General features: G+C 71.2%; 17 protein-coding genes, 1 tRNA gene and 1 pseudogene. 11 read left to right on the top strand and 8 right to left on the bottom strand.

The features are described 5' to 3' along the window. Positions 1 to 98 precede the first annotated feature (98 nt). Positions 99 to 812, bottom strand: a complete 714-nt coding sequence (locus tag IFT51_RS12320; protein ID WP_192061375.1) for a DUF3027 domain-containing protein — start codon at positions 810 to 812, stop codon at positions 99 to 101. Beyond that, complete coding sequence (locus tag IFT51_RS12315) at positions 805 to 1,182, bottom strand: cold-shock protein (RefSeq protein ID WP_192061374.1); 378 nt, start codon at positions 1,180 to 1,182, stop codon at positions 805 to 807. Before IFT51_RS12315 ends, IFT51_RS12320 begins: the two co-directional genes overlap by 8 nt. 84 nt (positions 1,183 to 1,266) lie before the next feature. On the opposite strand from IFT51_RS12315, the gene IFT51_RS12310 reads away from it, so the two are divergent. From IFT51_RS12310 to IFT51_RS12285, 6 genes and pseudogenes are all read left to right on the top strand, one after another. Beyond that, a complete protein-coding gene (locus IFT51_RS12310) occupies positions 1,267 to 1,545 on the top strand; it encodes a hypothetical protein (protein ID WP_192061373.1) in 279 nt (92 codons plus the stop codon). 40 nt (positions 1,546 to 1,585) lie between these two features. Further along, positions 1,586 to 3,445: a helicase-associated domain-containing protein gene (locus tag IFT51_RS12305; RefSeq protein WP_192061372.1), complete on the top strand. Its 1,860-nt coding sequence runs from the start codon at positions 1,586 to 1,588 to the stop codon at positions 3,443 to 3,445. Positions 3,446 to 3,515: 70 nt separating this feature from the next. After that, positions 3,516 to 5,150 carry a DNA repair helicase XPB gene (locus tag IFT51_RS12300; RefSeq protein WP_192061371.1) on the top strand — a complete coding sequence of 545 codons (1,635 nt, stop codon included), beginning with the start codon at positions 3,516 to 3,518 and terminating at the stop codon, positions 5,148 to 5,150. Continuing rightward, on the top strand, positions 5,147 to 5,710 hold the full coding sequence (locus IFT51_RS12295) for a hypothetical protein (RefSeq protein WP_192061370.1): 564 nt from the start codon (positions 5,147 to 5,149) through the stop codon (positions 5,708 to 5,710). The genes IFT51_RS12300 and IFT51_RS12295 overlap by 4 nt, the downstream gene beginning before the upstream one ends. 80 nt (positions 5,711 to 5,790) lie before the next feature. Beyond that, positions 5,791 to 6,447 (top strand): annotated as a pseudogene (locus IFT51_RS12290) (response regulator transcription factor); the annotation flags it as partial. A gap of 38 nt (positions 6,448 to 6,485) precedes the next feature. After that, positions 6,486 to 8,240, top strand: coding sequence for a cell wall metabolism sensor histidine kinase WalK (locus IFT51_RS12285; protein WP_192061369.1), 1,755 nt, complete (start codon positions 6,486 to 6,488; stop codon positions 8,238 to 8,240). Between the two features lie 429 nt (positions 8,241 to 8,669). Here IFT51_RS12285 and groL read toward each other — a convergent pair whose 3' ends face one another. The 4 genes from groL to IFT51_RS12265 form a co-directional block, all read right to left on the bottom strand. After that, the gene (gene groL / locus IFT51_RS12280) at positions 8,670 to 10,289 is read right to left on the bottom strand and encodes a chaperonin GroEL (RefSeq protein ID WP_055800382.1); all 1,620 of its coding nucleotides are present in this window, start codon (positions 10,287 to 10,289) and stop codon (positions 8,670 to 8,672) included. A gap of 175 nt (positions 10,290 to 10,464) precedes the next feature. Next, positions 10,465 to 11,034: a LytR C-terminal domain-containing protein gene (locus tag IFT51_RS12275; RefSeq protein ID WP_192061368.1), complete on the bottom strand. Its 570-nt coding sequence runs from the start codon at positions 11,032 to 11,034 to the stop codon at positions 10,465 to 10,467. 97 nt (positions 11,035 to 11,131) lie between these two features. Beyond that, positions 11,132 to 11,425 carry a DUF3263 domain-containing protein gene (locus IFT51_RS12270; protein WP_192061367.1) on the bottom strand — a complete coding sequence of 98 codons (294 nt, stop codon included), beginning with the start codon at positions 11,423 to 11,425 and terminating at the stop codon, positions 11,132 to 11,134. Between the two features lie 76 nt (positions 11,426 to 11,501). After that, the gene (locus IFT51_RS12265; protein ID WP_192061366.1) at positions 11,502 to 12,506 is read right to left on the bottom strand and encodes a DUF2332 domain-containing protein; all 1,005 of its coding nucleotides are present in this window, start codon (positions 12,504 to 12,506) and stop codon (positions 11,502 to 11,504) included. Positions 12,507 to 12,618: 112 nt separating this feature from the next. Between IFT51_RS12265 and msrB the strand changes: the two genes are divergently transcribed. After that, positions 12,619 to 13,041 carry a peptide-methionine (R)-S-oxide reductase MsrB gene (gene msrB, locus IFT51_RS12260; protein WP_192061365.1) on the top strand — a complete coding sequence of 141 codons (423 nt, stop codon included), beginning with the start codon at positions 12,619 to 12,621 and terminating at the stop codon, positions 13,039 to 13,041. Between the two features lie 4 nt (positions 13,042 to 13,045). Next, a complete protein-coding gene (locus IFT51_RS12255) occupies positions 13,046 to 13,606 on the top strand; it encodes a nitroreductase family protein (RefSeq protein ID WP_192061364.1) in 561 nt (186 codons plus the stop codon). A 57-nt stretch (positions 13,607 to 13,663) separates the two neighbouring features. Here the strand turns inward: IFT51_RS12255 and IFT51_RS12250 are convergent, their stop codons facing one another. Further along, positions 13,664 to 13,846, bottom strand: coding sequence for a hypothetical protein (locus IFT51_RS12250; RefSeq protein ID WP_192061363.1), 183 nt, complete (start codon positions 13,844 to 13,846; stop codon positions 13,664 to 13,666). Positions 13,847 to 14,009: 163 nt separating this feature from the next. Here IFT51_RS12250 and IFT51_RS12245 point away from each other — a divergent pair. Both IFT51_RS12245 and IFT51_RS12240 read left to right on the top strand, forming a co-directional pair. Continuing rightward, a tRNA-Thr gene (locus tag IFT51_RS12245) sits at positions 14,010 to 14,086 on the top strand. A gap of 323 nt (positions 14,087 to 14,409) precedes the next feature. Beyond that, the gene (locus IFT51_RS12240) at positions 14,410 to 16,230 is read left to right on the top strand and encodes a family 16 glycosylhydrolase (protein ID WP_192061362.1); all 1,821 of its coding nucleotides are present in this window, start codon (positions 14,410 to 14,412) and stop codon (positions 16,228 to 16,230) included. Positions 16,231 to 16,234: 4 nt separating this feature from the next. On the opposite strand, the gene IFT51_RS12235 is transcribed toward IFT51_RS12240, so the two are convergent. Beyond that, entirely contained in the window at positions 16,235 to 16,480 is a 246-nt protein-coding gene (locus IFT51_RS12235; RefSeq protein WP_192061361.1) for a hypothetical protein, read from the bottom strand. Between the two features lie 59 nt (positions 16,481 to 16,539). On the opposite strand from IFT51_RS12235, the gene IFT51_RS12230 reads away from it, so the two are divergent. Further along, the gene (locus tag IFT51_RS12230) at positions 16,540 to 16,821 is read left to right on the top strand and encodes a hypothetical protein (protein ID WP_192061360.1); all 282 of its coding nucleotides are present in this window, start codon (positions 16,540 to 16,542) and stop codon (positions 16,819 to 16,821) included. Positions 16,822 to 16,924: the final 103 nt, after the last annotated feature.

The following is a 16,924-nucleotide window of genomic DNA, read 5'->3' as shown; positions in this document are numbered from 1 at the left end:
CCGCAGACGACGAAGACCCCCTCGCATCAGGCGAGGGGGTCTTCGTCGTCCGACACCGTGGAGTGCCGAGGAGGCGCGGCGTGCGCCCCTGAGATCATCTACCGCCGTCGACGCCTCCGCGGCCTGCCGCCGCCGGACTGCTCGCCCCGGGTCGAGCCCGTGTCGGCCTGCTGGCCGTCGTCGTCGGAGTCGTCATCGTCCGAGTCGTCGTCGTCCGAGTCGTCGTCGTCGTCGTCGTCGTCGTCGTCGTCGGACGATCCGCCGTCCGTCGTCACGTCGAGGTCGTCGATGTCGACGCCGTCGACGTCGCCCCCGTGCACGATGCTGCCGCGCGGCGCATCGTCGTCGGAGTCGCCCTCGTCCGACTCGTCCTCGTCATCGGAGTCCTCGTCGTCTGAATCGTCGTCGTCATCGTCGGAGTCGTCGTCATCCGAGTCGTCCTCGTCGTCGGACTCGTCGTCGGAGTCGTCATCGTCCGACTCGTCGTCGCCCTCGGCGCCGTCGCGCGCCTCCTGGGCCTGCATCTCGGCAAGCCGGTCGGCCCACGGCACCCAGTCGGGTGCGATGAGGGCGTCGTCGCCGGGCATCAGCTCGGCCTCGAGCACCGAGGGCTCCTCGCCCTCGAGGTGCGCGACGCTGACCGTCCAGAACCAGCCGGGGTAACCGGGCAGCAGGGTCGCGAACCGGACCGAGGTGACTCCCGGCTCGTCGTCGACGGGCGGGGCCTCGGCGCCGATCGTCTCGTCGGGGGTGATCTCGAGCAGGGCGCGTCGCGCGAGCTCGGACCAGGGGGTCGTCACGGCGTCAGGCATCGAAGGAGTCGGCGACGGTTCGGAGGAGGACGGCGATGCGGGCGCCGTTCTGCGGGTAGCGACCGTGGCGGAGGTCGCCGCCGGCCTTGTCGAGCACCTTCACGAGGTCCTCGACGATGACCGCCATGTCGTCGGCCGAGCGCCGGCTCATCTTCGCGAGGCTCGGTGCGGCCTCGAGCACGCGCACCGAGAGGGCCTGCGCACCGCGCTTGCCGTCGGCGATGCCGAACTCGAGACGGGTACCCGCCTTGACACCCACGGTGCCGGCGGGCAGGGCCGACGCGTGGAGGAAGACCTCGTGGCCGTCATCGCTGCTGATGAAGCCGAAGCCCTTCTCGTCGTCGTAGAACTTGACCTTGCCGGTGGGCATGACTTGACTCCTAGAAGAGGTGGGGGTGAAAGCGACCTCAGTTTAGAGCGAGAGGTCGGGGCGCGCCCCCGCTATCCTGTGCAGGTGGCTGAGAAGACCGACGAGAGCACGCCGACGAGCGTCCATCGTACTGAACGCGTGCTGATCTTCATGATCGCGGCGATCGTCGTCCTGTCGATCGTCGCCTTCGTCGTCCGTCTGATCGGAAGCGTCACGGGCGTCTCCGACTACACGGTCGGCGTCTGGCCGGCGATCAGCGTGCTGCCGCTCATCGGTCTCCCCCTCGCCATCCTGCTGATCATCGCCTACGTCGTCGCCAGTGGCGCCCGACGTGTGCGAGAGAACCGGGGCACCACACGGTAGACGCAGCACCCGGCTGCGCAATCTTCGGAGGTCGACCCCAATGACCAGTGCACTCGATCTCGCGGGCGTGCTTCGCAGCGCCCCGACCGACGATCTGCTCCGACGCCTGTCGGCCAGACAGCTGCGCCCCTCGACCGTCCACGACGCGTTCGACCTCGCCGACTCGCTGCTCGAGCCGGCCTCGGTGCGCGACGTGCTGTCGCGCCTCGACCGCACCGAGCTGCGACTGCTGCAGGCGGCGCGCGAGCCGGCCGACACGGCGACGCTGGCCGAGCGTCTCGCGAGCCCCGCCGACGACGCCCTCTCGCCGGTCGAGACGGCCGTCGCGCACCTCCTCGACCTCTTCCTGCTCGTGCCGTCGACCGACGGCCGGATCGTCGCCACCCCCGACGCCGTCGGCGAGCGCCTCGACGACGACCCGCTGCTCTCCGCCGAGCGGCTGGCCGACGAGAGACCGCCGGTCGTGCTCGAGGCGGTCGACGACATCGATCGGGAGGCCGTCGACGCGCGATCGTCCGAGCGCCTCTACGCCATCGTGATCGAGGTCGCCGAGATCCTCCGTGCGCTCGAGCAGTCGCCGGCCCGCGAGCTGGCCAAGGGCGGGCTCGCGCTGCCCGAGACGCGCCGCCTCGCCGAGGCCGCGCGCATCGACGTCGACGACGTCAGCACGCTGCTGGGCATCACGACCCGCGCCGGGCTCGCCCGCACGAGCCCCGACGGCTGGGTCGTCACCGCCGAGGCGAACGCCTGGCTGGCCTCGTCGTGGCCCGACCGCTGGGAGGCCCTGACGAGCTCGTGGCTCGACTCGCTGCCGCTCGAGATCGTCGCCGTGCTGCGTCAGCGCGTCGAGACCTCGTGGGGCGAGCCGCTCCGCGAGTTCACGCTCTGGTCCTACCCCGCGGGTGCGGCGTGGGTGCCCGAGCGCCTGGCCGCGTTCTCGCGCTCCGCCGAGCTGCTCGGTCTGAGCTCCGGCGGGGTGCCCACCTCGGCGGCGCTCGCGCTGTTCCGCGAGGGTGCCGGCGCCGCACGATCGCGGGTCGCCGAGCTGCTGCCCGAGGCGGTCGAGCAGGTCTATCTGCAGCACGACCTCACCGTGGTCTCGCCCGGTCCGCTGTCCCCGGCACTGGATGCGCGCCTCCGGGTCATCGCGGTCGTCGAGAGCGCCGGGCTCGCCGCCACGTACCGCATCACCGAGGGCGGGGTGCAGCGGGCGCTGAGCGAGGGCGAGACGGCCGACACGCTCCGAGCTTTCCTCGCCGAGATCTCGGCGACGGGCATCCCCCAGCCGCTCGACTACCTCGTGCAGCAGTCCGCCGAGCGGCACGGCCGCTACCGGGTGTCGGGCGTCGAGCCCGGCACGCCCGGGTTCCCCGCCGACGCCGTCACGCTCGTCGAGGCCGACGAGCACACCAGCATCGACACCCTCGAGGTCGACCACGCGCTGTCGCCGCTCGCGCTGCGCCGCCTCGACGGGCTCCGCATCGTCAGCCGCTTCGAGCGAGACACCGTCTTCTGGGCCCTGAGCGACGAGCGCTACCCCGTCGTGGTGCTCGATGAGACGGGCATCTCGGTCACGCCGCCCGTCCGCCGCCGCCCCCGGCGCCCCGTGCCCGCACCGGCGCGCGACCAGCTGCGCGAGATGGTCGAACGCCTGTCGGCCGAGAACGAGGGCAGCACCGAGACGACCGACCGCGCCTGGATCGCCCGCCAGCTCGACGCGGCCGTCAAGGGCCGGCTGACCGTCACGATCTCGATCGAGCAGCCCGACGGCACGACGTCGTCACTCGAGATGGAGCCCACCGGCGTGGGCGGCGGCCGCCTGCGTGGCCGCGACAAGAAGTCCGACGTCGAGCGCACCCTGCCGCTCTCGCACGTGGTCGCGGTGTCGAGCTCGCGCTGATCCGACCCGCCCGCGGCGTCCCCGCACCACCTGAGGACGACCGCAGGAGGCGCGCCTAGACTCGACCCTCATGACCGGCCCCCTGATCGTCCAGAGCGATCGCACCGTCCTGCTCGAGGTCGCGCACCCCCAGTCGGACGACGCACGTCACGACCTCTCGGTGTTCGCGGAGCTCGAGCGGGCGCCCGAGCACGTGCACACCTACCGCATCACCCGACTCGGCCTGTGGAACGCGCGGGCCGCGGGTCACACCGCCGAAGACATGCTCGAGACGCTCGAGAAGTACTCGAAGTTCCCCGTGCCGCAGAGCGTCTCGGTCGACATCGCCGAGACGGTGGCCCGCTACGGGCGCATCGTCATCGAGCGCGACGGCGACACGCTCGTGCTGCGCGGCACCGACGACACCGTGCTGCGCGAGGTCACCCGGGTCAAGAAGATCGGCGAGCTGCTCGGCGTCCGCCGCAGCGACACCGTCTGGGAGCTCCTGCCCTGGGCGCGCGGCGAGGTCAAGCAGCAGCTCGTCAAGCTCGGCTGGCCCGCAGAGGACCACGCCGGCTACACGCCCGGCACCCCGCACGCGATCGACCTCGACCAGGGCGACTGGCAGCTTCGCGGCTACCAGCAGCAGGCGATCGACAACTTCTTCGACGGCGGCTCGGGCGTCGTCGTCCTGCCCTGCGGCGCAGGCAAGACCCTGGTCGGCGCGGGCGCCATGGCCGCGGCGGGCACGACCACGCTCATCCTCGTGACCAACACGGTGTCGGCCCGGCAGTGGCGCGACGAGCTGCTGAAGCGCACCTCGCTCACCGAAGACGAGATCGGCGAGTACTCGGGTTCGGTCAAGGAGGTCAAGCCCGTCACGATCGCGACGTACCAGATCCTCACGGCGCGTCGGGGCGGCAAGTACACGCACCTGTCGCTGCTCGACGCCCTCGACTGGGGTCTGGTGGTCTACGACGAGGTGCACCTCCTCCCCGCTCCGGTCTTCAAGCTGACGGCCGAGCTGCAGGCCCGCCGCCGACTCGGCCTGACGGCGACGCTGGTGCGCGAAGACGGCCGCGAGAGCGACGTCTTCAGCCTGATCGGCCCCAAGCGCTTCGACGCTCCCTGGAAGGAGATCGAGGCGCAGGGCTACATCTCGCCGGCGTCCTGCTACGAGGTGCGGGTCGACCTCCCGCAGGAGGCGCGGCTCGAGTACGCGGCCGCCCCCGACGACGAGCGGTACCGTCTCGCGGCCACCGCCCCGGCCAAGCTCGGTGTCGTCCGCGATCTCGTCGCCCGCCACGACGGCGAGCAGATCCTCGTGATCGGGCAGTACCTCGACCAGCTCGAGCAGCTCGCGGAGACCCTCGACGCCCCGACCCTGACCGGTGCCACGCCGATCGACGAGCGCGAGCGGCTCTACCAGGCGTTCCGCGACGGCGAGGTGAAGGTGCTCGTCGTCTCGAAGGTCGCGAACTTCTCGGTCGACCTGCCCGAGGCCACCGTGGCCATCCAGGTGAGCGGGTCGTTCGGCTCGCGCCAGGAGGAGGCGCAGCGGCTGGGTCGCCTGCTCCGCCCGAAGAAGTCGGGGCTGCCGGCGTCGTTCTACACGCTGGTGAGCCGCGACACGGTCGATCAGGACTTCGCGCAGAACCGCCAGAGGTTCCTGGCCGAGCAGGGCTACAGCTACACGATCCTCGACTCGCCGGCCCTCGCCGCATGAGCACCGCCTCCGAGTCCGATCTGCCGCTCGGCGACGACGACCTCTGGCGCGACGGACTCCGTCGCGTGTTCGCGGCCGATCAGGCCCCGTTCGCGACCTTCGGTCCGCTCGTCGCGTCGCTCGAGCACGACGCGATCGAGTTCCGCGGCCAGCGCGCCCGGTTCGCCGACTGGGACGCATCGGTGGTCGTGGCCGTCGAGCGCACCTACGAGGTCCAGGGCGGGCTGCACGCCGGCTCGCAGCTCAGCATCGTCACGTGGAGCCCCGACCCCGACGTGCTCGACCGCAGCGACCTCCTCGCCGGTTCGCCGGTCAAGGACCACCTCTTCGCCGGTCTCACCGCGATCGGCGCCACCGACGACGCCGAGGAGGCGCGGGTCGTCGCAGCCCCGGTCGAGGAGTTCCCGGGGTGGCAGATCACCCGCGCCTCCGGCTACACCGCCGTCCTCGAGCATCGCGAGGGCGTCGACTTCACCCTCGCCGTGCCCGACGAGCTGCTCGAGCTGACGACCCGCATCGCGCTCGTGCCGAACGTCGAATGGACCGACCCGGCGTCCTGAGGGCCGACACGATGCCCGCATGCGGCTGACGTGCCTCCTGCTCACAGGGAACACCGAGGAGGCGCGCAGATACTTATCCCATGAGTGACGGCCCGAAGATCCTTATCGTCGATGACGAACCGAACATCCGCGACCTCCTGACGACGAGCCTGCGATTCGCGGGCTTCGCAGTCCGGGCAGTCGGCAACGGCGCGCAGGCCATCTCGGCCGTCCTCGAAGAAGAGCCCGACCTGATCATCCTCGACGTGATGCTCCCCGACATGAACGGCTTCGGCGTGACCAAGCGCCTGCGGTCGTCGGGCTACACGTCGCCGATCCTGTTCCTCACGGCGAAAGACGACACCGAAGACAAGATCACGGGTCTGACCGTCGGCGGCGACGACTACGTCACCAAGCCGTTCAGCCTCGACGAGATCGTCGCCCGCATCAAGGCGATCCTCCGCCGCACCATGAACGAGGACGAAGACGCGATCATCCGCGCCGGCGAGCTCACGATGGACCAGGACACCCACGAGGTCACGATCGGCGAGACGGCCATCGAGCTCAGCCCGACCGAGTTCAAGCTGCTGCGCTACCTCATGCTGAACCCCAACCGCGTGCTGTCGAAGGCCCAGATCCTCGACCACGTGTGGGAGTACGACTTCAACGGCGACGCCGGCATCGTCGAGAGCTACATCTCGTACCTGCGCCGCAAGCTCGACCAGTTCTCGGCCGAGCCGATCATCCAGACCAAGCGCNCTCGGCCCCCAGCCGTTCTCGGTAGTCTGACGCCCTTATGCACGCACGCCTCTCGCAGTGGTGGAACGAGATCTCCATCCGCACGAAGATCACCGGCATCACGGTGACCCTCGTCACCCTCGGACTCCTCGTCGCCGGGCTCGGCACCATGACCGTGCTGAGCACCTATCTCTACGGGCAGGTCGACACGCAGCTGAAGACGTCGGCCGACAGCTTCACCGGCGCATCGCGCAACGGCACGTCGTGCACCATCAACTTCGGCGACAAGTCGAGCTACCTGGCGATCCTCAACCCCGACGGCAGCATGATCTGCGACACCAGCGACCTGCTGGAGGACGGCGTCGGGCCCGTGCTCGGCGGGGTCACCGTGGCCGAGTCGGCCGGGGGCGAGGCGCAGAGCGTCGACAACCGCACCCACGATCAGGAGTGGCGGGTCTACGCCACGGTCAAGCCGCTCACGCTGACCTCGACGACCGGCTCCACGCAGACCATCGACGCCACCATCGTCACGGGCACGAACCTCGCCGCGACCAACGCGACGATCAACCGCTTCGGCGGGATCTTCCTGGGCTTCGGCGTCTCGGTCGTGGTGCTCGGCGCCGCTCTCACCCGACTGCTCGTCACATCGACGTTCTCCCCGCTGCGTGACGTCGAGGCCACGGCCGCGCGCTTCGCCGACGGCGACTACAGCCAGCGTCTCGACTCGACCACGCCCAACACCGAGGTCGGGCGACTCAATCGATCGCTCAACACGATGCTGAACCGCATCGACGACGCCTTCGACGACCGCGCGAAGACCATCGACCAGATGCGGCGCTTCGTCGGCGACGCGAGCCACGAGCTCCGCACCCCGCTCGTCAGTCTGCGCGGCTACGCCGAGCTGTACCGCATGGGCGCCCTCACGAAGGAGGAGGACGTCGCCCAGGCGATGGAGCGGATCGAGAAAGAGGCCATCCGGATGGGGGTGCTCGTCCAGGACCTGCTGCAGCTCGCTCGTCTCGACGAGTCGAAGCCCCTCGAACTCGGCCCGGTCGACCTCGTGCAGCTCGCCCGCGACTCCGCCCTCGACACGATGGCCTCGAACCCCGACCGCGACATCGAGGTGCTCGTGCTCGACCCGGTCGTCCCCTCGGCCACCCCGGCGGATGACGGCGAGGCGGCCGAGCCCGCGGTCGACGCGGCGCCCGGCGCCCCGGTCGAGAGCCGGATGACCGGCCCGGTGGCGCCCGTCGCGCCGGGGTCGGCGACGGCGGGCGGCGCACCGGCGACGTTCGCGGGGGCCACCCTCGCGCGCCTCCGGAGCCTGCGTGCCCGCGGCGGCCGCAACGCGGACGGCAGCGCGGCCGTCGTGCCCGTCGAGCAGACACCCCTCGACGAGGCGCACGCCATCGTCATCGGCGAGGAGAACAAGATCCGTCAGGTGATCACCAACCTGATGGGCAACGCCATGCGCTTCACCGAGCACGACAGCCCGATCGAGATCGTGGTGCAGTCGGACCCGGGTCGCGGCGTCGCGACGTTCGCGATCGTCGACCACGGCGAGGGCATCCCGCCGCAGATCCGCGAGAAGATCTTCCAGCGGTTCTGGCGAGCCGACTCGTCGCGCACCCGCGACACCGGGGGCAGCGGGCTGGGACTCGCGATCGTCTCGGGCATCGTCGCGGCGCACGGCGGCAGCGTCGACGTGCGCGACACCCCCGGCGGCGGCGCCACGTTCCAGGTGGCCCTGCCCCTGATGCCCGCCGACGCCGCTGTCACCACCGCCCCCGCGGCCGGCCCGCAGCCCGCCTAGCCGCCCGCGGCGCCCGCGGCGCCCGCGCCCGCGGCGCCCGCCGTCGCACCCCACACCCCGAAACCCGCGCAACACCCGCATTTCTCGGGGTGCTACGCGGGTTTCGGGGTGCTACGCGGCTTCGGGCGGGGTGCTACGCGGGTTTCGGGGTGCTGCGCGGCTTTCGGGGTGCTGCGCGGCGTCGGGCGGGGTGCTGCGCAGGTCTCGGGGTGCTCCGCGGGTTTCGGGGTGCTACGCGGCTTCGGGCGGGGTGCCGCGCGGGTCTCGGGGTGCCGCGCGGGTCTCGGGATGCTGCGCGGCTTCGGGCGGGGTGCCGCGCGGGTCTCGGGGTGCTGCGCGGCTTCGGGCGGGGTGTCGTGGCGCACACGCCGAAGGGCGGCCCTCCCGGAGGAGAGCCGCCCTTGTGGTGGTGCGGTGGTGCGGTACGGACTAGAAGTCCATGCCACCCGTGGGGTCGCCGGCCGGGGCCGGGTTCTTCTCGGGCTTCTCGGCGACGACGGCCTCGGTCGTGAGGAACAGACCGGCGATCGAGGCGGCGTTCTGCAGCGCCGAGCGCGTGACCTTGGCGGGGTCGATGATGCCGGCGGCGATCATGTCGACGTACTCGCCGGTCGCGGCGTTGAGGCCGTGACCGATGGGCAGGCCGCGGACCTTGTCGGCCACGACGCCGGGCTCCATGCCCGCGTTGAAGGCGATCTGCTTCAGCGGAGCGTCGATGGCGACACGGACGATGTTCGCACCCGTCGCCTCGTCGCCCTCGAGCTGCAGCTCGGCCAGAGCGGTCTTGCCGGCCTGGATGAGAGCGACGCCACCACCGGCGACGATGCCCTCTTCGACGGCGGCCTTGGCGTTGCGCACGGCGTCTTCGATGCGGTGCTTGCGCTCTTTGAGCTCGACCTCGGTCGCAGCGCCGGCCTTGATGACGGCGACGCCGCCGGCCAGCTTCGCGAGACGCTCCTGGAGCTTCTCACGGTCGTAGTCGCTGTCGGTCGCCTCGATCTCGCTGCGGATCTGACGCACGCGACCCGCGATCTGCTCGGGGTCGCCGGCACCCTCGACGATGGTCGTCTCGTCTTTGGTGATGACGACCTTGCGGGCACGACCGAGGAGGTCGAGCGTCGCGTTCTCGAGCTTGAGGCCGACCTCTTCGGCGATGACCTGACCACCGGTGAGGATCGCGATGTCCTGCAGCTGGGCCTTGCGACGGTCGCCGAAGCCGGGGGCCTTGACGGCGACCGACTTGAAGATGCCGCGGATCTTGTTGACGACCAGGGTCGCCAGCGCTTCGCCGTCGACGTCCTCGGCGATGATGAGCAGCTGCTTGCCGCTCTGGATCACCTTGTCGACGATGGGGAGGAGATCCTTGATGTTCGAGATCTTCGAGTTGACGATGAGCACGTAGGCGTCTTCGAAGACGGCCTCCTGGCGCTCGGGGTCGGTGACGAAGTACTGCGACAGGTAGCCCTTGTCGAAGCGCATGCCCTCGGTGAGCTCGAGCTCGGTGCCGAAGGTGTTGGACTCCTCGACGGTGACGACACCCTCCTTGCCGACCTTGTCGATCGCCTCGGCGATCAGCGCGCCGATGGTGGGGTCAGCGGCGGAGATCGAGGCCGTGGCCGCGATCTGCTCCTTGGTCTCGATGTCCTTCGCGTCGGCGAGCAGCTGAGCCGAGACGGCCGCAGCGGCCTTCTCGATGCCGCGCTTCAGCGAGATGGGGTCGGCGCCTGCGGCGACGTTGCGGAGGCCCTCACGGACGAGCGCCTGAGCGAGCACGGTGGCGGTGGTGGTTCCGTCGCCGGCGACGTCGTCGGTCTTCTTCGCGACCTCCTTGACGAGCTCCGCACCGATCTTCTCGAACGGGTCGTCGAGCTCGATCTCCTTCGCGATGGACACGCCGTCGTTCGTGATGGTGGGGGCGCCCCACTTCTTCTCGAGCACGACGTTGCGACCACGCGGGCCGAGCGTGACCTTAACCGCGTCGGCCAGGATGTTCAGGCCACGCTCGAGGCCACGACGGGCCTCTTCGTCAAAAGCAATGATCTTAGCCATGTGTGTTTTTCGTCCCTCCCGGACGTCATGAAGCAGAAGCTTTGGCACTCACGTGTCGCGAGTGCCAGTGACGATTCTGGCACTCGCCCGGTGAGAGTGCAAGTGACGTCGCGGGCGATCCGAGGAGGTGCGGTGCGCGGTGATCGCGACCCGCGCCTCCTCGGCCCGGTCGCCCTCAGGGCGTGTAGTCGGCGCCGAGCACGACGGTCACCGACGCGTTCGGGAACGCCGAGCTGACGGCCGTCGCCGTGACGCCGAGCGTCTGGGCGAGCCCGAGGGCGACCCCTTCGTCGGCGGCGTCGGCGTAGTAGACGGTCGAGGTCGTGGCCGAGGTGTCGCCCGCGTTGCCCTGGGTGGCGACGGTGTACCCGGCGGCCTCGAGGTCGGCGGAGGCGGCGGTCGCGAGACCCGCGGTCGACGTCCCGTTCAGCACCGCGATCGTGACGGAGGGGTCGACGTCGGCGGGGTCGGTCACGGGAGCCTCCGTCGGCGTCGCGGAGGCGGTGTCGTCGGGCGCCTCCGCCTCGGCCGTCTCGGTGGCGGTCGTCGTGGGGGCGTCGAACTGGATGCTGTCGTTCAGCACGCCCAGGGCGACGACACCGCCGCCCACCAGCACGCCCGTCGCGAGAGCGGCCCAGGCGAAGACGACCAGCCCACGGCCCCGCCTCGGGGTGGACCGGTGCGCGCCGACCCTCTGCAGATCGGCGGGCAGGTCGTCGAAACGGTCGCGGGGGAACTTCGGCATGTGCTGTCGGTCTTCTCTGGGTCGGCGGGCGTCGGTTCGGCGGGCGTCGGGCGCTCTGTCGGCGGGTCGGCGTGCAGCGGGTCGGCGGGTCGGCGGGTCAGCGGGTCGGCGGCCCGAACGATCGGGTCGTGCGGGCGAGCGAGCGGGCGTCGCGGAGTCGGAGCAGACGCCCCACGAGCATCGGCGCGTAGGCCAGTGCAGCCGGTCGGTCTATGAGCGAGTTGAGCAGCTGCTGGTACCGGGCCGTCGAGAGACCGAGATCGCGTCGGATCACGGCCTCCTTCTGGCGCGCGGACCCCGTGGTGGACTGCTCGAGGTCGAGGATCGCGCGGTCGCGCTCGGAGAGCCCGATGACCGTCCCGTCGTCGCCAGTCGCACCGCTGTCGCCCATCACCCGCCCTCTCGATCGTCGTCATCCTACGGGCGGCCGCCTCCGGGCCGCCTCAGGCGCAGCCCTCCGCTCCGGGTCAGGAGGGGAGCAGCCGCACTCGCGTGCCGTGAGCGTCGCCGACGGCGAGGGCCCGGCCGTCGAGTGCGAGCGCGGCGAACCCGTCGCCCGGCGCGACGCCCTCCGGCACCTCCGCCACGACGTCGTGCAGCAGGTCGCGCCGCTCGTACGACACCCAGGTGGCGCCGAGGGCGCGGACGGCGTCGACGAAGGCCTGGCGCCGGCGACCGGGCAGGTAGACGAGCGTGCCGGTCGAGACCACGACGAGCCGCGCGTCCGACGGGGCGGTCGCGGCCAGGGCGGCCAGCCCGTCGACGGCGTCGCCGCGGACGAGCCGAGGAGGCGCGCTCCGGGCGATCGCGACGGCCCGCCGCAGCAGGTCCACCCGATCCGACGGCCCGGGCGGCAGCGACGTCTCGAGCCACGAGACCGCGGCGGGGTCGGTGACGTCGACGGGGTCCAGGTCGAGACCGGCCCGCCAGACGATCTCGGGCAGCACGACCCGGCGGGGCCACTCGTCGTGCGGCAGCGCGGCGTCTCCGAGATCGACGTCGAGCTCGACGACGACGTCGCTGTCGGCCGCGCCCCAGCGCGCCTGCTCGTCGCTGCCCGCGCCGCGGAGGTCGGCCCGGAACGCGTACCGGTCGGGGAACAGGCAGAGCCCCGCCGAGGCGCCGACCTCGAGCAGGGCCACCGGGCCCTCGAGCCTGGCCATCGCGAGCGACACCGGCCCGAGGCGGCGGACGTCGTTGACCTGGGTCGTCCGACGGGCGAGCTCGGCGAGGAGGGCGTCGGGGTGGGCGAGCATCCACTCCCGGAGGCGCGGCCACGGTGCGAGGGGGGCGCCCAGCCAGCGCGACACGGCGAGCACGAGGGCGGGCTGGCGCCGCGCCTCCGGAGCCCTCTCGATCAGCGCGAGCACGTCGGGGTCGCCGGCGATGCCGAGCGACCACTCGGCGTACAGAGGGGACTGCTCGCGGGCGGACGCGTCGGCGTGGCTGCGGAACCGGTCGGCGAGGAGCATGTCGTGATTCTAGGGAGGCCGGGACTGCGACGGGCCGGCGCCGGTGCCGCCCTGGAATGACTGTCGGGGGGACCGTGTTGAATGGGGAGTCCCGAGAACTGAGGAGTCACCCGTGTCGTACAAGGTCGAGAAGTCCGAAGAGCAGTGGCGAGCAGAACTCGGCCCCGAGCAGTACGCCGTGCTGCGCGAGGCCGCGACCGAGCGCCCGTGGACGGGCGAGCTGCTCGACGAGAGCCGCGCCGGCGTCTACGCCTGCGCCGCCTGCAACGCCGAGCTGTTCAAGAGCGGCACCAAGTTCGACAGCAACTGCGGCTGGCCGAGCTTCTACGAGTCGGTGAACCCCGAGGCCGTGCAGCTGATCGACGACGACAGCCTCGGAATGACCCGCACCGAGGTGCGGTGCGCGAACTGCGGTTCGCACCTGGGCCACGTCTTCCCCGACGGCTTCGGCACGCCGACCGGCGACCGCTACTGCATGAACTCCGTCTCGCTCAGCTTCCGCGAGGGCGACGACGCCTCCTCCACCGCCGAGTGACCCGGTGAGCACCGTCGCGGCTGCGGCCGCCCGGCGTCGATCTCGGTCGAAGGTCACCGACGACGCCCCCGATCACGAGCAGCTCGTCGCAGCCGTCGAGGCGGCGGCGACCGTCGCTGACCACTCGTCGATGCGCCCCTGGCGGCTCATCGAGCTGAGGGGCGACGACCGCCGACTGATCGGCCGGTCGCTGGCGGCGGCCGACGGCGCCGTGGGCAAGGACGCCGAGAAGCTCGAGCAGAAGTCGCTGCGGGCACCGCTGGTCGTCGCGGTGGTCTCGTCGCCGAAGCCCAGTCGCAAGGTGCCCGAATGGGAGCAGGAGAGCGTCGCCTCGGGTGTCGCCCACCTGCTGTCGCTCGTGCTCGACGACGAGGGCTGGGGCGTCTTCTGGCGATCCGGCACGCACACCCGGGCCCCCGAGGTCCAGGCGGCGCACGGTCTGACGGGCGACGAGAAGCTTCTGGGCTGGCTCTACGTCGGGGGTCGCGATCGGCCGCGCGACGCCGACAAGCCGCGCAAGCGCGTCGAGGTCGATCGGCATCTGAGCGGCCCGCCCCGCCCGTGACACGACGAGACCCCGGTGCCGGGGCACCGGGGTCTCGTGGTCTGCGACCCTAAGAGGTCACCAGGTCTTCTGGCTGGTGCCCACGAACGTGATCGGCAGCCAGAACGAGCCGGTCATGGCGACGATGCCGGCGAAGAAGATGATCGCGTTCGGCTCGCCCGACCCGAACGAGTAGGCGAACAGCGCGAAGCTGATCAGCAGCAGCACGATCGAACCGATGGCGGTCAGGATGTTGGTCATGGGGGCTCCTCGTGATCCGGGCCGGGCGACGGCCGACGCCGTCTCCCCCTACTTCACCACTGATGACCGCTCCTGCGCCAATCGCGGGCGCGAAGATGCACTGCGTGCGCCCATCCCGGGTCGCTCCCGACCTCGCCGCCGGGCTTGTAGGGTGGTGGAGTCAGCCGCCTTGGCGCAGTCCGGTAGCGCAGTGCTCTTGTAAAGCGAAGGTCGTCGGTTCGAATCCGACAGGCGGCTCCATTCAGAAGGCTCCGATCGTCCGCGATCGGGGCCTTCCGTCGTCCGCCGCGCCTCCATCCGGGCCCCTCCGCCTGGGAGTCCGAGACGTCTCGCGTCGACAGGGGTACAGGGAGGAGGACAGACGCCCTGTCGCTCCCCCCAACGAGGGCGACCCGTCTTGGGGATGACGGCATCCGTCCCCCGAGCGCACACTGGACGCGCCCCGAGGAACCCGAAGAACCGCGGGGCGCTGTACCCCATCGAGCGATCGATGGGTCGCGCCAGATCCACCCCCCGATGCACCCGCTCGCCCTTCCGAAATCCCAAGGAAGGCACACCGCGACATGGTCACACGGACATACTCACGATCGCTGCCGATCGGCGCCACGATGATCGCCGGCGCACTCCTCGCGACGGCTCTCGTCGCGACGGGCACGCAGAGCGCCTCGGCCGCCACCGGTTCGATCATCGCGGGCAAGACGGCCACGGACGCGGCGGCCGCCTCGAAGACCCTGCTGAACGGGAACCTCGCGGGGTGGACGCAGAACTTCAAGGACGACTTCACGACCCCCATCGCCCAGGGCGGGTTCCCCGGTCCGTACGCGAAGCAGTGGATGAGCTACGACGGCTTCGGCGACACCTGGCAGATCGGTCGCTACGAGTCCGACATCCTCTCCGTGCGCGACGGGCTGCTCGACATGCACCTGCACACCGGCTCCGACGGCGTGCCGCGGGCCGCCGCACCCGTGCCCCTGATGAACGGCCAGTGGGGCGGCCAGACCTACGGGCGCTACAGCATCCGGATGAAGGCCGACGCCCTGCCCGGCTACGGCACCGCGTTCCTCCTCTGGGACGACGCCGAGACCTGGGCGAACGGCGAGATCAACTTCCCCGAAGGCAGCCTGGACGGCTCGACCAAGGCCTTCAACCACCAGCTCGGCACGCCGTGGAACAACGACCTGGCCGTCGACACGCACACGTCGTACACCGACTGGCACACCTACACGATCGACTGGACGCCGAAGAAGATCAGCTACCTGCTCGACGGCATCGTCGTGGCGTCGACCACGACGAACATCCCCAAGACGCCCATGCACTGGGTGCTGCAGACCGCGACCAACGGCACGAAGCCGGACGCGAAGGTCGACGGCCACCTCCAGATCGACTGGGTCAGCCAGTACGCGTACACGCCCGGCAGCCCCGCCACCGTCAGCGTGCCGACCGCACCGGCCCGACCGACGCCGACCCCGACGCCTGCTCCGGCCCCTGCCCCGGCTCCGGCTCCGGCCCCGGCTCCCGCTCCGGCTCCTGCTCCCGCTCCCGCTCCTGCCCCTGCCCCTGCTCCCGCTCCGGCTCCTGCCCCGGCGCTGAAGACCCTGACCGCCCCCGTGCCGAAGATCGTCGGCAAGACCACCGTGGGCGCGACGCTCACCGCCCAGACCGGCACCTGGACGAGCGGCACCGCGCTGACCCACCAGTGGCTGCGCAACGGCACGGCCATCGCCGGGGCCGCACGAGCGAGCTACGTCACGACCGCGGCGGACGCCGGCAAGAAGATCACCCTCGTCGTGACGGGCAGGAAGACCGGATACACGACGGCGTCGAAGACCTCGGCGGCCGTGGCCGTCACGCCCGCTCCTCTGGCGAGTGCGACGCCGGCGGTGACGGGGACGCCGAAGGTCGGCGGCAAGATGGGCACGAAGACCGGCACCTGGACGGCGGGCACGTCGTTCTCGTACCAGTGGAAGAGCGACGGCAAGTCGATCTCACGGGCCACGGCGCCGACCTACGTGCCCACGGCCTCCGACGCGAACCGAGCGCTGACGGTCGTCGTCACCGGCACCAAGCCGGGGCACACCGCGGTCGCCCGCACCTCGAAGGCGGCGACGGTCGTCCCGTTGCGGCTCACCGCCCCGGCCCCCGCCATCTCGGGTTCGGCTAAGGCCGGCAGCACGCTCACCGCCAAGAAGGGCACCTGGACCGCGGGCACCGCAGTGACGCTGCAGTGGACGCGCGACGGCAAGGCGATCGCCGGCGCCACGGGCCTGACGTACCGCACCAGGGCGTCGGACGTCGGTCACGAGATCCGCGTCAAGTCGACGGGCTCGAAGGCCGGCTACTCGCCGGCGGCTCGGTGGTCGGCAGCTCTGGTCGTCCGCCGCTGAGGACTCAGCCCTGACGTGCGGCGTCCCGGCGGCCGTCCCGCGACCACCAGACGAGGTCGGCGACGCCCTGTGCGATGAGCAGCAGGGCGACGACCAGCACCACGTAGGCCACCGGCTCGACCGGGCGACCCGACGTCAGCGTGGCGATCTGGACGACGAGGCCGAAGACGCCGAGCGCCGCCTCGAGGACGGGAGGGAGGACGCTGCCCGTCTTGGTCAGGATCCAGAAGGGTCGGCGCGGGGTGCTCATGCGTCGAGGCTACCCCGGGGCGCGGGACCGCAGGAGGCGCGCGAGACTACCCTGGCGGGATGCGTGAGAAGACGGTCCGGGTCGACCCCGACGTGCCGAACTGGCTGCTGACCAAGCAGGGTGGTCGCGTGCTGCCCGTCGTCACCGTCGTCTGCGCCCTGATCGTCGTCGCGAGCATCGTCGCGGCCCTGCTGGTCGGAGGCGGTTCGGTCACCGTCGTCACCGTCGTCGTGCTGCTCGCGGCGGCCGGGGCGATCGCCTGGGCCGTCGCCGACCTCGTCTGGTGGACGCGCGGCGGGCGTCGCGCCGTCGTCCGTCTGCCCCGCGACCCCCGCGGATGACGTCCGAACATGCCCCGATCGGCATGTCTGTGCCCCGGCAACCTGGCAACCGCTCAGAGACGGGAGCCGTAAACTCGTCAGGATGCATCGGTTCGATGCCACG

The organism is Frigoribacterium sp. CFBP 13712 (genome assembly GCF_014842255.1).
Classification (GTDB): Bacteria; Actinomycetota; Actinomycetes; order Actinomycetales; family Microbacteriaceae; genus Frigoribacterium.
Note: the sequence above shows the minus strand (reverse complement) of the source record. Positions and strands in the feature narration are given on the sequence as shown.

Bases quoted from the DNA above. Each gene is read 5' to 3' on its own strand.
- IFT51_RS12305 (WP_192061372.1), top strand. From the start codon at position 1,586: ATGACCAGTGCACTCGATCTCGCGGGCGTGCTTCGCAGCGCCCCGACC.
- IFT51_RS12250 (WP_192061363.1), bottom strand. From the start codon at position 13,846: ATGACCAACATCCTGACCGCCATCGGTTCGATCGTGCTGCTGCTGATC.
- IFT51_RS12230 (WP_192061360.1), top strand. From the start codon at position 16,540: ATGCGTGAGAAGACGGTCCGGGTCGACCCCGACGTGCCGAACTGGCTG.
- IFT51_RS12240 (WP_192061362.1), top strand. From the start codon at position 14,410: ATGGTCACACGGACATACTCACGATCGCTGCCGATCGGCGCCACGATG.
- IFT51_RS12285 (WP_192061369.1), top strand. From the start codon at position 6,486: ATGCACGCACGCCTCTCGCAGTGGTGGAACGAGATCTCCATCCGCACG.
- IFT51_RS12315 (WP_192061374.1), bottom strand. From the start codon at position 1,182: ATGCCCACCGGCAAGGTCAAGTTCTACGACGACGAGAAGGGCTTCGGC.
- IFT51_RS12295 (WP_192061370.1), top strand. From the start codon at position 5,147: ATGAGCACCGCCTCCGAGTCCGATCTGCCGCTCGGCGACGACGACCTC.
- IFT51_RS12275 (WP_192061368.1), bottom strand. From the start codon at position 11,034: ATGCCGAAGTTCCCCCGCGACCGTTTCGACGACCTGCCCGCCGATCTG.
- IFT51_RS12320 (WP_192061375.1), bottom strand. From the start codon at position 812: ATGCCTGACGCCGTGACGACCCCCTGGTCCGAGCTCGCGCGACGCGCC.
- IFT51_RS12235 (WP_192061361.1), bottom strand. From the start codon at position 16,480: ATGAGCACCCCGCGCCGACCCTTCTGGATCCTGACCAAGACGGGCAGC.
- groL (WP_055800382.1), bottom strand. From the start codon at position 10,289: ATGGCTAAGATCATTGCTTTTGACGAAGAGGCCCGTCGTGGCCTCGAG.
- IFT51_RS12300 (WP_192061371.1), top strand. From the start codon at position 3,516: ATGACCGGCCCCCTGATCGTCCAGAGCGATCGCACCGTCCTGCTCGAG.
- IFT51_RS12270 (WP_192061367.1), bottom strand. From the start codon at position 11,425: ATGGGCGACAGCGGTGCGACTGGCGACGACGGGACGGTCATCGGGCTC.
- IFT51_RS12265 (WP_192061366.1), bottom strand. From the start codon at position 12,506: ATGCTCCTCGCCGACCGGTTCCGCAGCCACGCCGACGCGTCCGCCCGC.